This is a genomic window from Patulibacter defluvii, assembly GCF_034096925.1.
In the GTDB taxonomy this organism is placed as follows: Bacteria; Actinomycetota; Thermoleophilia; order Solirubrobacterales; family Solirubrobacteraceae; genus Patulibacter; species Patulibacter defluvii.
In genome coordinates this window covers 180,533-195,038 of record NZ_JAWZSQ010000001.1, presented here as the reverse complement: position 1 = coordinate 195,038, position 14,506 = coordinate 180,533, and the positions used below count along the sequence as shown (strand labels likewise).

The 14,506-nt window shown below is 75.4% G+C and carries 11 protein-coding genes; 3 read left to right on the top strand and 8 right to left on the bottom strand.

Features of this window, described 5'->3' with window-relative positions; genetic code table 11:
- Positions 1 to 3: 3 nt before the first annotated feature.
- The 6 genes from SH587_RS00795 to SH587_RS00770 all read right to left on the bottom strand — a co-directional run bounded on the left by SH587_RS00795 (position 4) and on the right by SH587_RS00770 (position 7,938).
- On the bottom strand, positions 4 to 228 hold the full coding sequence (locus SH587_RS00795; RefSeq protein WP_320668636.1) for a DUF1918 domain-containing protein: 225 nt from the start codon (positions 226 to 228) through the stop codon (positions 4 to 6).
- On the bottom strand, positions 225 to 2,894 hold the full coding sequence (locus SH587_RS00790; RefSeq protein ID WP_320668635.1) for a cation-translocating P-type ATPase: 2,670 nt from the start codon (positions 2,892 to 2,894) through the stop codon (positions 225 to 227). Before SH587_RS00790 ends, SH587_RS00795 begins: the two co-directional genes overlap by 4 nt.
- Before the next feature lie 18 nt (positions 2,895 to 2,912).
- The gene (locus SH587_RS00785) at positions 2,913 to 3,359 is read right to left on the bottom strand and encodes an Hsp20/alpha crystallin family protein (RefSeq protein ID WP_320668634.1); all 447 of its coding nucleotides are present in this window, start codon (positions 3,357 to 3,359) and stop codon (positions 2,913 to 2,915) included.
- A gap of 111 nt (positions 3,360 to 3,470) precedes the next feature.
- Complete coding sequence (locus tag SH587_RS00780; protein ID WP_320668633.1) at positions 3,471 to 5,864, bottom strand: glycoside hydrolase family 65 protein; 2,394 nt, start codon at positions 5,862 to 5,864, stop codon at positions 3,471 to 3,473.
- Positions 5,861 to 6,634: an HAD family hydrolase gene (locus SH587_RS00775; RefSeq protein ID WP_320668632.1), complete on the bottom strand. Its 774-nt coding sequence runs from the start codon at positions 6,632 to 6,634 to the stop codon at positions 5,861 to 5,863. The genes SH587_RS00780 and SH587_RS00775 overlap by 4 nt, the downstream gene beginning before the upstream one ends.
- On the bottom strand, positions 6,622 to 7,938 hold the full coding sequence (locus tag SH587_RS00770) for an acetyl-CoA hydrolase/transferase family protein (RefSeq protein ID WP_320668631.1): 1,317 nt from the start codon (positions 7,936 to 7,938) through the stop codon (positions 6,622 to 6,624). The genes SH587_RS00775 and SH587_RS00770 overlap by 13 nt, the downstream gene beginning before the upstream one ends.
- A gap of 131 nt (positions 7,939 to 8,069) precedes the next feature.
- Between SH587_RS00770 and ppsA the strand changes: the two genes are divergently transcribed.
- On the top strand, positions 8,070 to 10,409 hold the full coding sequence (gene ppsA / locus SH587_RS00765) for a phosphoenolpyruvate synthase (RefSeq protein WP_320668630.1): 2,340 nt from the start codon (positions 8,070 to 8,072) through the stop codon (positions 10,407 to 10,409).
- Positions 10,410 to 10,422: 13 nt separating this feature from the next.
- Here the strand turns inward: ppsA and SH587_RS00760 are convergent, their stop codons facing one another.
- Positions 10,423 to 10,674, bottom strand: a complete 252-nt coding sequence (locus SH587_RS00760) for a hypothetical protein (protein WP_320668629.1) — start codon at positions 10,672 to 10,674, stop codon at positions 10,423 to 10,425.
- A gap of 182 nt (positions 10,675 to 10,856) precedes the next feature.
- On the opposite strand from SH587_RS00760, the gene SH587_RS00755 reads away from it, so the two are divergent.
- Positions 10,857 to 11,900 (top strand): NAD(P)-dependent alcohol dehydrogenase, encoded by a 1,044-nt coding sequence (locus SH587_RS00755; RefSeq protein WP_320668628.1) that lies wholly within the window; start codon positions 10,857 to 10,859, stop codon positions 11,898 to 11,900.
- Positions 11,901 to 11,908: 8 nt separating this feature from the next.
- On the top strand, positions 11,909 to 13,066 hold the full coding sequence (locus tag SH587_RS00750; protein ID WP_320668627.1) for a site-2 protease family protein: 1,158 nt from the start codon (positions 11,909 to 11,911) through the stop codon (positions 13,064 to 13,066).
- On the opposite strand, the gene SH587_RS00745 is transcribed toward SH587_RS00750, so the two are convergent.
- On the bottom strand, positions 12,972 to 14,417 hold the full coding sequence (locus tag SH587_RS00745; protein WP_320668626.1) for a wax ester/triacylglycerol synthase family O-acyltransferase: 1,446 nt from the start codon (positions 14,415 to 14,417) through the stop codon (positions 12,972 to 12,974). The two genes, SH587_RS00750 and SH587_RS00745, sit on opposite strands and share 95 nt — an antisense overlap.
- Between the last annotated feature and the right edge of the window lie 89 nt (positions 14,418 to 14,506).

Sequence of the window (14,506 nt, the reverse complement as noted above, 5' to 3'; positions counted from 1 at the left end):
GCGTCAGGTCGCGGTCCGCGACCGGTACAGCCGCTCGCGCGGTCCCGGGTAGTGGACCGACTCGTGCTCCTCGTCCCAGCGAACGAGGAACCGGCGATGCCCCGGATCGCCGCGGACCTCGACGATCAGCGCCCGGCGCGGCGGCCCGCCGTCGGGCGACGGGCTCTCCACCCAGTCGCCCGGGCGGGCCTCGTCGAACGGGATCGGCTCGGTGGGGGTCGTGGTCATCGGATTGCCCTTCGGCGCAGGAACCAGCGGTACAGCTCGTCGACGCCCCAGACCACGACCGGGAACAGCGGCAGCAGCGCCAGGGTCGCGGCGTCGGGCGGACGGGTCGAGAAGACGTCCTGGAGCGGTGGCAGCCAGACGACGGCCACGGCGACCGCGATCTCGAACGCGATCCCCCACAGCAGCAGCCGGTTGCGGAGCAGCCCGACGCTGCGCAGCGAGGCGCGTTCGCTGCGGGCCGCGATCGCGGTCCCGATCTGACAGGCGACGATCCCCAGGAAGGTCATGCTCGTCGCCTGCAGGTAGGCGTGGTGGAGGACGCTGCCCTCGCCGGTGTCGGCCCCCGGCGTCCAGCCCGCGCGCGAGAGCGCCAGCAGGAAGCCGCCGAGCACGAGCAGCGCCGACGTCAGCCCCAGCACGGCCCAGGCGCGGACCAGCAGCCGACGGTCGATCACCTGCGAGCGACGGCCGCGCGGCGGGCGCTCCATCGTGCCCTCCTCGACCGGCTCGCGACCGAGCGCGAGCGCCGGCAGGGTCTCGGTGCCGAGGTCGATCGCCAGGATCTGGACCGCCGTCAGCGGCAGCGGGATCGCGCCGCCGCTGAGCGCGAAGACCAGGAACGGCAGCACCTCGGCCGGCGCGTGGGCGAAGATGTAGAGGATGAACTTGCGGATGTTCGCGTAGACGCGGCGTCCCTCCTCGACGGCGCCGACGATCGTCGAGAAGTCGTCGTCGGTCAGCACGACCGTCGCCGCCTCACGCGCGACCTCGGTCCCCGAGCGGCCCATCGCGACGCCGATGTCGGCCCGCCGCAACGCCGGCGCGTCGTTGACGCCGTCGCCGGTCATCGCGACGACGTGCCCGTCGTGGCGCAGCGCGTCGGCGATCCGCAGCTTCGCCTCCGGGCTGCTGCGGGCGAAGATCAGCTCGTCGGGTCCGCGCAGCAGCGCCGCCAGGCCGGCGTCGCCGAGCGCCTCCAGCTCGTCGGCCTCGACCACCCGGATCCCGTCGGCGCCGATCCCCACCTGGGCGGCGACGTTGGCCGCGGTCAGGCCCTGGTCGCCGGTCACCACGTGGATCCGGATCCCCGCCGCGTGACAGCGGGCGACCGCGTCGGCGACCTCCGCTCGCGGCGGGTCGAGCATCGCGATCAGGCCCAGGAAGGTCGCCTCGCGTTCGGTCTGCTCGCGCTCGCTGGCTCCCGGCACCGCCGCGAGCGGGCGCTCGGCGACGGCCAGCACCCGCAGGCCACGCTCGGCCATCGCCTCGTCCGCGGCGCGGATCCGGTCGCGGTCCTGCGCGCTCAGCGCCCGCGCTCCGCCCCCGTCGGCGATCCGCGCGCAGCGCTCCAGTACCGCCTCCGGCGCGCCCTTGGTGGCCGCCACCCAGCCGCCGTCACGGCGGTCGACGGTGGTCATCAGGCGGCGGGTCGGGTCGAAGTGGAAGAGCCGGCCGCGGGCCGCCGCGCGGGCGGCGGGCGGCGGGGCGCTGCCGGCGTCACGGGCCGCCTCGAGGATCGCCAGCTCGGTCGGGTCGCCGCTGGCGCCGTCGAGGTCGGCCGTGGTGCAGGTCGCGGCGACGCGCAGCAGCGCCGTCTCTCCCGCCGGTCCCCGCGGGCTCCAGCGATCGACGACCCGCATCCGGTTGCGGGTCAGCGTGCCGGTCTTGTCGGTGCAGATCACGTCGGTGGCGCCCAGCGTCTCGACCCCGCCCAGCCGCTTCACCAGCGCCCGCCGGCGCGCCAGCTGGCGGACCCCGGCGGCGAGCGCCAGCGTGATCGTCGGCAGCAGTCCCTCGGGGACGTTCGCCACCAGCAGGCCGATCGCGAAGACCACCGCGTCGGTCAGCGGCAGACCGGCGACGAGGGTGCCCAGCGGCACGAACGCGACCCCGACCACGACCGCGATCAACGCGATCAGCCAGGCGACCCGGCGGACCTGCAGCTGGAGCGGGCTCTGGGTGACGGTCACGCGCTCCGAGAGGGCGGCGATCCGCCCGATCTCCGTCTGCATCCCGCTCGCGAAGACGACGGCGGTCGCCTCGCCGCCGGTTGCGCTGGTGCCGCTGAAGACCAGATCGGGCTGCGCGGTCAGCGCACCGCGCACCGGCGCCGCGTCGGCGCTGCGAAGCACGGTCTGCGACTCGCCGGTCAGCGCCGAGACGTCGCACTCCAACGCACCGTCGAGCAGTCGCGCGTCGGCGCTGATCCGGTCGCCCTCCTGGAGCACGAGCAGGTCGCCCGGGACCACCGTGGTCGCGTCGACGGCGGTCGGGCGGCCGTCGCGGATCGCCGTCGCCTGCGGCGGCAGGTACTGGCGGAGCGCCTCGAGGGCGTGCACCGCCTGGCGCTCCTGCCAGAACGCGAGCGCCGCGTTGAGCACGATCACGGCGGCGATCGCGATCGTCAGGACGGTCATCCCCGCCAGCTGGGAGAGGACGGCCGCCGCCGCGAGCAGCAGTGCCAGCGGATGGGTGAACTGGGCCGCGAGCTGCCGCGGCCACTCGGCGCGGCCTCGGCGCACCAGCTCGTTCGGCCCGTAGGCCGCGAGCCGCCGGCGCGCCTCGCTGCTCGTCAACCCCGTGGCCGAAGTGCCGAGGTCACGGAGCAGCGCGGCGGCCGGCTCGGTCGGATCGCGCGCGGACGGCGGCGCGGGTGCGGTGGCCATCGTCGCGATCCCGCGGGGTCAGGACTGCTCGTCGCTCCGCGGCGTGATCTCGATCACGGGCGGCGCGGCTTCGGCCTTCAGCGGCACGACGACCGTCACGACGCCGTCCTTCGTCGTCGCGCCGACGTGGTGGACGTCGGCCTCGCGCGGGAGCCCGATCGTGCGCCGGAACGCGCCGCGGCGGCGCTCGCGACGGACGTAGCCGTCGACGTCCCGTTCGCTCTCCGCCTCGTGCTCGCCGCTGATCACGAGCGTGCCGTCCTGGATCGTGATCTTGACGTCCTCGGGCGCGACGCCGGGCACGTCGGCGGTCACGCGCAGCTCGTCGTCGTCGCGATGGACGTCGATCGCAGGCGCCCAGCGGGCCTCCCCCGCGCTCGCGCCCAGCAGCTCGTCGATCAGGTGGTCGAAGCGCGCCCGCGCGTCGGCCACGTCGGCGAACGGACGGCGGATGATGGTGGTCATGGCGTTCTCCTCTCGGTCGTTTCTGCCGAACCACGCCGACGGTCGCAGCCGCGGCCCCGGCGTCCATCCGCTCCAAGTCCGCGGCCGGCGTCCGTAGTTCGCCCGCTCCGCTCAGCGAAGCGGCAGGTCGAGGGTCTCGCCGGGACCGAGCGTGCGCCGGACGCCGTCGTGGACGATCGCGATCGGCGAGCGGTCCGAGGGCGGGACGCTGATCCGCAGGCGGCCGTTGCCAATCGCGATCCGGACGTCCCAGTGGCCGCGGTAGCGAACCGAGAACTCGAGCTCGCGCAGCTCCGCCGGCAGCCGCGGGTCGACCCAGAGCGCGTCCTCGCGCAGCTCGACGCCGGCGTAGCAGCGGTGGACGAGGTCGACCGTCCCCGCCATTGCCCCCAGGTGGATGCCTTCGCCGGTGGTGCTGTCCGGGCCGCGGACGAGATCGCAGTCGAGCGCCTCGCGGAAGATCGGCCACGAGCCGGGGCGGTCGCCGCGGGCCAGGACCCAGGCATGAACCACGCGGCTGAGCGTCGACCCATCAGCCGTCCGGCGCCCGTAGTACTCGACGTTGCGCGGGATCGTCTCGTGCTCGAACGGATACCCGAGGCCGGTCAGCAGCTCGCGCAGCTCCTCCGCGGAGAGCAGGTAGAAGAGCATCAGCACGTCGGCCTGCTTCGAGGCCTTGTAGCGGTTCGCGCTGTCGCCCTCGGCGTCGAGGATCCGATCCAGCCGCGCGATGTCGCCGTAGCGGCGACGGTAGCTCTCCCAGTCCAGTTCCTCGAGCCGCTCATAGCCGGCGAACTGGCTGATGATCCGACCGTCGTCGTGGAACGGGACGGCCATCCGTCGACCGATGTCGCGCCAGCGGTCGAGTTCGTGGCGGCGCAGGTCGAGCTGCTCGCGGAGGGCGTTCCGTCGCTGGCGCGGCAGCCGGTCCAAGGCCTCGCGCGCCCGGGCGAGGACCCAGACGGCCATCAGGTTGGTGTAGGCGTTGTCGTCGATCCCCGGCTCGTCGCGGTCGGGGTAGCCGTCGTGGAACTCGTCGGGTCCCATCACGCCGCGGATCGTGTAACGGTCGCGCGCGTGATCGTAGTTCGCGATGCTGGCCCAGAAGCGAGCGATCTCGAGCAGCAGCTCCGCGCCCTCGTCGGCCAGGAATTCGACGTCGCCGGTCGCCTGGAAGTGGCGCCAGACGTTGTAGGCGATCGCGATCCCGATGTGGCGCTGGCGGTGCGAGCGATCGGGCAGCCAGCGGTCGGTCAACGGGTTGCGGTGCCACTGCTGGCTCTCCTCGCGCCCGTCCGAGCCGCTCTGCCAGGGGAACATCGCCCCGCGGAACCCCGCCGCGGCCGCCGCCGCCCGTGCCTCTGGCAGCCGCCGGTGGCGGTAGCGGAGCAGGGCCCGCGTCAGCTCCGGCATCTTCAGGCTCAGCAGTGGGAAGACGAAGACGTCGTCCCAGAACACGTGGCCGCGATATGCCTCGCCGTGGAGGCCGCGGGCGGGGACGCCGGCGTCGAGGTCGATCACGTTCTCGTTGACGGTCTGCAGCAGGTGGAAGAGGTGGAGGTTGAGGATCGCGGTCGTGCTCGGTGCGTCGACCTCGACCCGGCAGCGGTCCCAGAGCCCGTCCCACCGGAGCACGTGGCGCCGCAACAGCGGCTCGAACCCAGGCGCCGTCGCGAGCGCCCGGCGGCTCGCCAGCGCCGGCTCCGAGATCCCCGCGTCGCGCGAGCAGTGGAGCGCGACCAGCTTCTCGATCGTGACCGCCTCGCCGGCCGTCAGCGGCAGGGTCAGCTCATGGTCGATCCGGCGCTCACCGTCGATCGTCCGCCGCCCTGGCTCCAGCGGATCGCCGCCGCGATGGACGCGGGTCCGCGCCGCCAACGCGACCTCGATCCGCGACTGCGCCGTGCGGGCACCGAGGGCGATCGTCTCGTCGTCGATCGCGCGGCAGGCGACATCGTCGAGATGACGGCTCGCGAGGCCGCGGTAGCGGGCCACGCCGTCGTTCTCGACCGTGCCGTCGAGCCCCGAGCGGACCGTCAGCGGCTGCGACCAGTCCTCGGCGTGGATCGTCGTCTCGAGCGCGGCCAGGTGCGGATCGGCCATGCTCGCGAACCGCCGCTGCGCGAGTCGCGTCGTCCGGCCCGCGGCGTCACGGAAGCGGATCCGCCGCAGCAGGACGCCGCGGCGCAGGTCGAGCACCTGCTCGTAGCGGAGCACCTCGACGTCCTCGACGGCAAACCACGGGCCGTCTCCGATCCGGAAGCGAAGCGGCAGCCAGTTGGGGACGTTGACCGCGCTCTCGTGCTCGAGCTGGCGGCCGCCGACGGTCGAGGTCAGGCGGTCGAAGACGCCGGCCGCGTAGGTGCCCGGGTGGTGGATCGCGTCGGCCCGCGCTTCGGGCGCCGCGCCACGGGTCGCGAAGCGGCCGTTGCCGACGGTGCAGAGTGCCTCGCGGTGGCGCTCGTCGGCGGGATCGAAGCCGTCGAAGCGGAGCGACCAGATCACGGCGCCCCCGCCAGTCCCAGCTGCTCGACGTCCGACACCACGAGGTCGGCGCCGGCGGCCGTCAGCGCCTCACCGTCGCCGCCGCGGTCGACGCCGACGATGAACCCGAACCCGCCCCGACGCGCGGCCTCGACGCCGACGATCGCGTCCTCGACGACCGCCGTCCGCGCGACCGGCGTGGCCAGCCGGCGCGCGGCCTCCAGCAGCACCGCCGGGTCGGGTTTGCCGGGCAACCCGAGGGCCGCCGCCTCGGTGCCGCCGACGACCGCATCGAACAGCCCGCGGACCCCGGCGGCGGCGAGCAGCTCGTCGCAGTGGCGGCTGGCCGAGAAGACCGCGGTCGAGCGCCCGACCGCCCGCAACCTGCGGACCGCGGCGATCGTCGACGGGAACGTCCGCACCGCGCCCTCGCGCAGCCGCCGCCGCAGCTCGACGTCCTTGCGGTTCGCGACCCCGCAGACGGTCGCGCGTCCGGGCGGGTCCTCCGGATCGCCCTCCGGCAGGACGATCCCGCGCGCGGCGAGCAGCGCCCGCGCCCCGTCGCGCCGCGATCGCCCGTCGACCCAGCGGCGGTAGTCGTGGCCGACGTCGAACGGCACGAACCGCTCGTGGCGCGCCTGCGCCCACCGCCGCAGCGCCTCGTCGAAGGCGCACTTCCAGGCCGCCGCGTGGACCGCGGCCGTGTCGGTCACCACCCCGTCGAGGTCGAAGAGCACCGCGTCGACCCGCTCGAGCGGCAGCCGCGCCACCGTCGTCGTCAGCGACCGCACGGCACCCCCAGGGCGCGCGACGACCGGCGGTCGTGGAGCAGCCCGACCGCGCGCGCCTCGCGCTCCAGCTGCTCGCGGTGCGCGGGGTCGGCGACGGCGATCAGGGCCACCGCCCGCTCGGCGATCGTGCGCCCCCGCAGCGCGGCGACGCCCCACTCGGTGACGACGTGGTCGACGGCGTTGCGCGAGGTCGTGACCGCGGAGCCCGGCGCGAGGCAGGTGCGGATCCGGCTGCGCCCGTCCGACGTCGTCGACCGCAGGACCACGAACGCCTCGCCGCACCGCGCCCAGAGCGCCCCGAGCGCGAAGTCGACTTGGCCGCCGCTGCCCGACCAGGGCCGGCCCCCGATCGTCTCGGAGGCGCACTGGCCCAGCAGGTCGACCTCGGTCGTGGCGTTGATCGACACCACGTGGTCCTCACGCGCGACGGTCCGCGGGTCGTTGACCCAGTCGACCGGCTCCAGCGCCACGCCGGGATGCCCGTCGAGCCACCGGTGCAAACGCTCGGAGCCGAGCGCGAACGTGGCCACCGCCTGGCCCGGACGAAGCCGCTTGCGGGCGCCGGTGAGCACGCCCCGTTCGATCAGGTCCATGGCACCGTCGCTCAGCAGCTCGCTGTGCAGCCCCAGGTCGCGGTGCCCGCGGAGCGCGCGGCAGACCGCGTCCGGCACCCGTCCGACCCCGATCTGGATCGTGGCCCCGTCGGGAACCCGCTCGGCCACGGCCGCCGCGATCGCCGCGTCGCGCGGGTCGCCGGCCGGTGCCGGGTCGAGCGGCGTCAGCGGCCGCGACGACCGGTACCAGCCCGCGACGTCCGCCAGTCGAACGCGGTGGCTGCCTCCGACCCGGGGCATCCGCTCGTCGACTTCGAGGAAGAGCGGGGCGTCGCGGCGCAGCGCCGCGACGTACTCCGCGTTGGTGCCCAGCGTGCACCAGCCGTCGTCGTCCGGCGGACTGACCGTCGCGAGCAGCAGCGAGCAGCGCGTCCGCTCGCGCAGCAGCCGCGGCAGCTGCGAGAAGTCGACCGGCACCGCGTCGCAGTGCCCGGCCCAGGCCGCGGGCCGGGTGGCCGCCGTCAGGAAGTAGCTGACGTGCCGCAGGTGCTCCCCGCAGGCCCCGTCGATGTGCGGCCGCCGGCGCATCGCGTGCATCTGGTGGATCCGAACGCCGTCCAGCCGGCGGTGCTCGCGCTCGAGGGCGTCGATCGCCGCGGCCGGTTCGCCGTTCGCCATCGCGACCACCAGGTCGTCGCCCGGGCGGACCAGGTCGAGCACGTCCTCGGGGCGGCCTTCGCGGACGGACATGGTCGACACGGTGGGCGGTCCGCGGCGCGGGGGCATCCGCCGTTCCTCCCGCGGGGACTGCGGACAACCACGGACGGCGCTGGCCGGAGGGCGCGGATGGCGAGCGCGGACCGCGGGCGTACGGTCGGCCCATGGTGACCACCCGCATCCGTGCCGACCGGATCCGGTCGCTCTCCGAGCTGACGCGCGCCGACGTCGCCTTCGCCGGCGGCAAGGGCGCGAACCTCGGCGAGCTGACCGCGGCCGGCTTCCCCGTACCGGACGGCTTCGTCGTGGGCGCGCCCGCCTACGCGGCGTTTCGTGACCACGGCGGCCTGCGCGGCCGGATCGCGAACCAGATCGAACGCACCGACCTCGACGACGCTGCGGCGGTCGAGCACGCCTGCGAGGCGATCAGGGAGTCGATCGTGCGCCACCCGCTGCCGGTCGCGCTCGCCGACGCGATCCGCTCCGCGTACGACGCCCTGGGCGGACCCGGTGGCGCGGTCGCGGTCGCGGTGCGCTCGTCGGCGACGGCCGAGGACGGCGAGGCCGCGTCGTTCGCGGGGATCAACGAGACGTGCCTCAACGTCCGCGGCGTCGAGCGGCTGGTGGCGGCGGTCCGCCGCTGCTGGGCCTCGCAGTTCTCGCCGCGCGCCGTGGCCTACCGCCGCGAGCGCGGGTTCCCGTTGGCCGAGGCCGACATCGCGGTCGTCGTCCAGCGCCAGGTGATCGCCGCGCGCGCTGGCGTCATGTTCACCGTCGACCCCGTCACGGGCCGCGACGACCGGCTCGCGATCGAAGCCGCGCTCGGCCTCGGTGAGGCCGTCGTCTCCGGCGAGGTGACCCCCGACCGATTCGTCGTCGACAAGCGCACCGGCACCGTCGTCGCCCGCGAGCTGCACCGCAAGCCGATGGCGATCGCGCCGCGCGCGGACGACAGCGACGGCGTCACCCACCGTGCGGTGCCGGCGGACGAGGCCGAGGCCCCGGCACTCACGGACGCCGATCTGGTCGTCCTCGCGGACCTCGGCCGGCGGATCGAGCAGCACTACGGCGCGCCCCAGGACACCGAGTGGGCCTTCGACCGCGCTGGCGCCGTCTGGATGCTGCAGACGCGGCCGGTGACGGCGACCGGCCACGCGGAGTCCGCCGCTGCGCCGGCGCCCGACGGACCGGCGCTGGTGACCGGGCGCGGTGCCGCGCCCGGCGCCGCCGCCGGTCCGGTGCGGATCGTCCGGACCCTCGCCGACGGCCACGGGTTCGCGGACGGCGACGTGCTGGTCGCGCCGACGACCGCGCCCGACTGGCTGCCGCTGATGCGCCGGGCGGCCGCGGTCGTCACCGACAGCGGCGGCACCACCTGCCACGCGGCGATCGTGTCGCGCGAGCTCGGGGTCCCGTGCGTCGTCGGTACCGGCTCGGGAACGACCGCATTGCGCGACGGCCAGTGGGTGACGGTCGACGCGGGCAGCGGCCGCGTCCAGGCGGCGGAGGAGGCCGCGGAGAACGGCGCGGCCCCGCCGTCGGTGCCGCGTCTCGCCGCGCCGACGGCGATCGCGGCCGAGCGTCCGGTGCTGGCGACGCGGCTGCTCGTCAACCTCTCGACGCCGACCCGCGCGGCCGAGGCGGCCCGGCTGCCGGTCGACGGCGTCGGTCTGCTGCGTGCTGAGCTGATGGTGCTCGAGGCGCTCGATGGCGTCCATCCGCGCACGCTGCTGGAGGACGGCCGTCGCGCCCAGCTGGTCGACGGCCTGGTCCGGGGCCTGGAGGCCTTCGTCACCGCCTTCGGCGACCGCCCGATCACCTACCGCACGATCGACTTCCGCAGCAACGAGTTCCGACGGCTGGCCGGCGGCGAGCGGTTCGAGCCGGTCGAGGCGAACCCGATGCTCGGCTACCGTGGCGCGCTGCGCTGCCTCCACGAGCCGGATCTGCTGGCCTGCGAGCTGGAGGCGATCGGCCGCGTCCGGGCAGCCGGGGCCGAGCGCCTGCACCTGATGCTGCCGTTCGTGCGCACCGCCGACGAGGTCGCCCGGATCGGCGAGCAGATCCGGGACGTGGGACTGCTCGGCCAGCGCGGATTCCAGCTCTGGGTGATGGCCGAGGTGCCCTCGGTGCTCTTCCACCTGGAGCGGATCGCCGCGCTCGGCGTCCATGGGATCTCGATCGGCAGCAACGACCTCACCCAGCTGCTGCTCGGAGCCGATCGCGACTCGGACCGCGTGGCCGGCGTCTTCGACGAACGCGATCCGGCGGTGATGGCGTACGTCGCTCAGCTGATCGGGGGTGCCGCGCGGGCGGGCCTGCAGACCTCGATCTGCGGTCAGGCGCCGTCCGTCCACCCCGAGTACGCCGACCTCCTGGTCCGCGCCGGCATCGGCGCGATCTCCGTCAGCGCCGACGCGGTCGAGCGGACCGGGTGGGCGATCGCCGCCGCCGAGCGCCGGCTGCTGGTCGGGGCCGCGCGGGAAGCGGCCGACCCCCGTTGAGCGTCGCCCTCGCTCACCGCGGCGGACGAGCACGGCGAGCCGCCGGCGACCGCTCCAGCTCCGCGAGCCGCGCGCGCACACGGTGCCACTCGCCGGCGTAGTCGTCGCGCAAGCGCTCCAGGCCTGGGAGCGGCCGGCGCGCGCTGGTCCCCTCGCGGTCGCGCAGGGCCGCCAGCACGTAGGCGATCCGGCGCGCGCGGTGCTCGAGCCGGATCCGCTCGAGGTCGGCGCCGATGCTGGAGCGGTGGGTGCCGGGGATCGGCATGGCGGCAGCCTCGCGCCCGGCGCGTACCGACGCATCCGGGACCCGCCCGCTCGCTGCCCGGGGAAACCACGGAGGCCGCCGCCGATCCGTAGGAACCGCGGATCGCGCTCGGCCGCCGGTGCGGATGGCGCGGCCTCCGCCGCGGCGGAGGATCAGCCGCAACGACCGGAGAGGTGATCGACGTGCAGGCGTTCCAACTCCTCGACTGGCAGCAGCCGCCCGCGCTGCGCGAGGTCGACGTTCCCGAGCCGAGCCCCGGACAGGTGCTGCTGAAGGTCGGCGGCGCCGGGGCCTGCCACTCCGACCTCCACCTGATGGAGTGGCCGGCGGGTCAGCTCCCGTTCGCGCCGCCGTTCACGCTCGGCCACGAGAACGCCGGCTGGGTCGCGGCCCTCGGGTCCGGGGTCGAGGGACTCGACGTCGGCGACGCGGTCGCGGTCTACGGTCCCTGGGGTTGTGGCCGCTGCCGGGCCTGCCGCGCGTCGCAAGAGAACCTCTGCGAGCGGCAGCGCGAGATCGGCGCGTTCGGCGGCGGGCTCGGTCGCGACGGTGGGATGGCGCCCTACATGCTGGTGCCCTCCCCGCGACTGCTGATCCCGCTGGGGGACCTGGACCCGCGCGAGGCGGCGCCACTGGGCGACGCCGCGTTGACGCCCTACCACGCGATCAAGCGGTCGCTCCCGATCCTCGGCCCCGGAACGACCGCGGTCGTGATCGGCATCGGGGGGCTCGGCCAGATGGCCGTGCAGTTGCTTCGCGCGTTGACCAGCGCCCGGATCGTCGCGGTCGACCCCAGCGCCCCGCACCGCGAGCGCGCCCGCGCCTGTGGCGCCGACGAGACCCTGGCGCCGGGGCCCGACGCCGCCGCATCGATCCTCGAGCGGACGGCGGGGCGGGGCGCCCAGCTGGTGCTCGACGTCGTCGGCGGCGACGGCACGCTCGAGCTGGGCCGGACCGTCGCGGCCGTCGGCGGGCACCTGACCGTCCTCGGCTTGGCCGGAGGATCGCTGACGTGGTCGGCGATGGGCGTGCTGCCGTGGGAGTGCAGCCTGACCTCGACCTACTGGGGCAGCGCGATCGAGCTGGTCGAGGTCCTCGACCTGGCCCGCGCGGGACGGATCCGGACCGCGGTCGAGCGCTACCCGCTCGCGCGCGCGGGCGACGCCTACGCCGCGCTCCGCGAGGGCCGGGTGGCCGGTCGCGCCGTCGTCTGCCCGAACGGCTGAGAACGACGATGCCGGGCCGCAGCTTCCGGATCGCCACCGTCGCGGGCATCCCGATCGGGGTCAGCCCCTGGTGGCTCGCGATCGTCGCCCTGCTCACCGCCGCGCTCGGCGGCGGCTACTTCCCGGACGTCGTTCCGGGGCTGCCGACGGCCGCCGGCTACGCGCTCGGGCTCGCCAGCGCGCTGCTGCTGTTCGGCAGCATCCTGCTCCACGAGCTCGGCCACGCCCTGGTCGCCCGCCGCGAGGGAGTCCAGGTCGTCGGGATCGATCTCTGGTTGCTCGGAGGGGTGGCGCGGATGCACGGCGAGGCGCGGGAGCCGCGCGGCGAGCTTCGCTACGCGGCCGCCGGGCCGGCCGTGACCGCGGTCGTCGCATCGACCTTCGGACTGCTCTCGCTGCTGCTGCCGGCGTCGCGGTCGAGCGTGATCGGGGCCTTGATCCAGTACCAGGCCGTGGCCAACCTGCTGATCCTCGGCTTCAACCTGCTGCCGGCCTACCCGCTCGACGGCGGCCGAGTGGTGCACGCCCTGCTCTGGCGTCGCCACGGCGACCTCGAGCGAGCAACGACCACGGCGGCGACGATCGGCCGCGGTTGTGGCTGGGCGATGGTCGCCCTCGGCCTCCTGGAGCTGGCGGCCGGCGGCCCCGCGGGCCTCTGGCTGGCGCTGGTCGGCTGGTTCGTGGCGATCGCCGCCGACGCGCAGCGGCGGGCGGCCGCGATCGAGCATCGGCTGCGCGGCGTCCCGGTCGCCGCACTGATGACGCACCCGGCTGTGGCCGTGCCTGGCGCGGTCACCGTCGGCGACGCGATCGGCGAGTTCTTCGTCGGAGCCGGCCGGCGGGCGTTCCCGGTCGTCGACCAGCGCTGGCGGACGACCGGCGTGGTGACCTCGACGGCGGTGGCCGGCGCCGCTCGCGATCGCCGGGTCGCCGAGCTCGCCGACGACGATCCGGCGCTGCTGGTCGATGCTGGCCTCGACGTCGTCGCGCTGCTGGAGCGTCCGGCGTTCTCCCGCGTCGGCTGCGCAGTGGTGGTCGACGAGCGCCGCCATCCGCTGGGCGTCGTGACGATCAGCGACGTCCAGCGGGCGCTGTGGGAGTCGTCGAGCGGGCGGCGCGGCGCCGGCGACGACGCGCCGACGCGGCCGCGGCCGACGCCCCGCTGACCCGCCGGGCCGCCCGTCGCAGCGCCGCCAGCTCAGCGCGGATCCCGTCCGCGACGACATCGAGGTCGGGGATCGCGTCCTCGTCGGCGACGAGGCCGAAGGTGACCGTCCCCGCGCAGCTGATCAGCGCGACGCCGAGCCGGTGCTCGGGTCCGAGCGGCACGACCGGGATCACCGTCCGCAGCCCTGCGCCGAGGATCGACAGCCGTCGCTCGGGTCCGCGGACGTTGGTCACGGTCAGCCCGAACAGCCGCGGGGTGATCGCCCGCCGCACCAGCTGCTGGTGGACGAACGGCGGTACCAGCGCGCTGATCCGCACCAGCCCGCCGACGCCGCTCGCCTGGCCGCCGCGCTTGCGTCCGCTGGTCGCGGCGCGGATCGCCGCGTGGCGCGCGGTCGCGCCGTCGAGGGCGACGGGCAGCCGCACGAAGATCGAGCTGATCCGGTTGCCGAGCGCTGCTCCGTCGCCGACGCGGACGTCGACCGGCACCATCGCGCAGACGCCGTCGTCGGGCAGCGGGTCGCCGCGGTGGCGCAGCAGCCGGCGCAGGCCGCCGGCGACCAGCGCCAGCGCCGCGTCGTTGACCGTGCCGCCGAGGGCGCTCTCGATCCGCTGCAGCTCGGAGAGCGGCAGCTCGACGCTGGTCAGCGATCGCCGCGGGCCGACGGGGCCGTTGAGGACGCTCCCCGGCCCGTGGCCGAGCAGCCCCTCGCGCACCAACCCGGCGGCGGCCCGCGCCGCCCCCAGCGACGCGTCGGGGTGGAGCAGCGCCCGTGCGGCCGTCTCCACCGCCTCGACCGGCAGCGATCGCTGTGGCCCCGTCGCCGGCGCCGTGGGGCGCTGCGTGGGGGCACCGTCGGCGAAGACCTCGGCCAGGCTGAGCGCCCCGACGCCGTCGGCCAGGCAGTGGTGGAGCTTGACCGCGATCGCCGTGCCGCCGCCGGCGAGCCGCTCGACCAGCACGACCTCCCACAGCGGGCGGGCACGATCGAGCGGCTGCGAGAAGAACGCGCCGCACCACCGCTCGAGCTCGCGCGCGTCGCCGGGGTCCGGCAGCGCCGCTCGGCGTACGTGACGCGCGATCCGGAAGCCGTGGTCCGGCACCCAGCGCGGCACCCGCAGCCCGTCGACGTGGGCGAGCGACAGCCGCTCGTCGAATCGCGGCACGGCAGCGATTCGCGACCGGACGCGCTCGCGCAGCGACGCCAGGTCGGGGCCGCCGCCGGGCCGCGGGTCGAGCACCAGCACCGCCCCCAGGTGCATGTGCGCCGCGGGGGCCGCGTCCTCCAGCTCCAGGAACGCGCGATCGAGGACCGAGAGGCCGTCATGGTCCGTCGCAAGCTGCTGCATGGGCCGATCGTCCCCGGCCGTTCGCCGCCCGTCCTCCGTAGAACCCCGCGTTCGCGAGCGGACCGTCCCCGGATGGCGCGCGGGCCTGC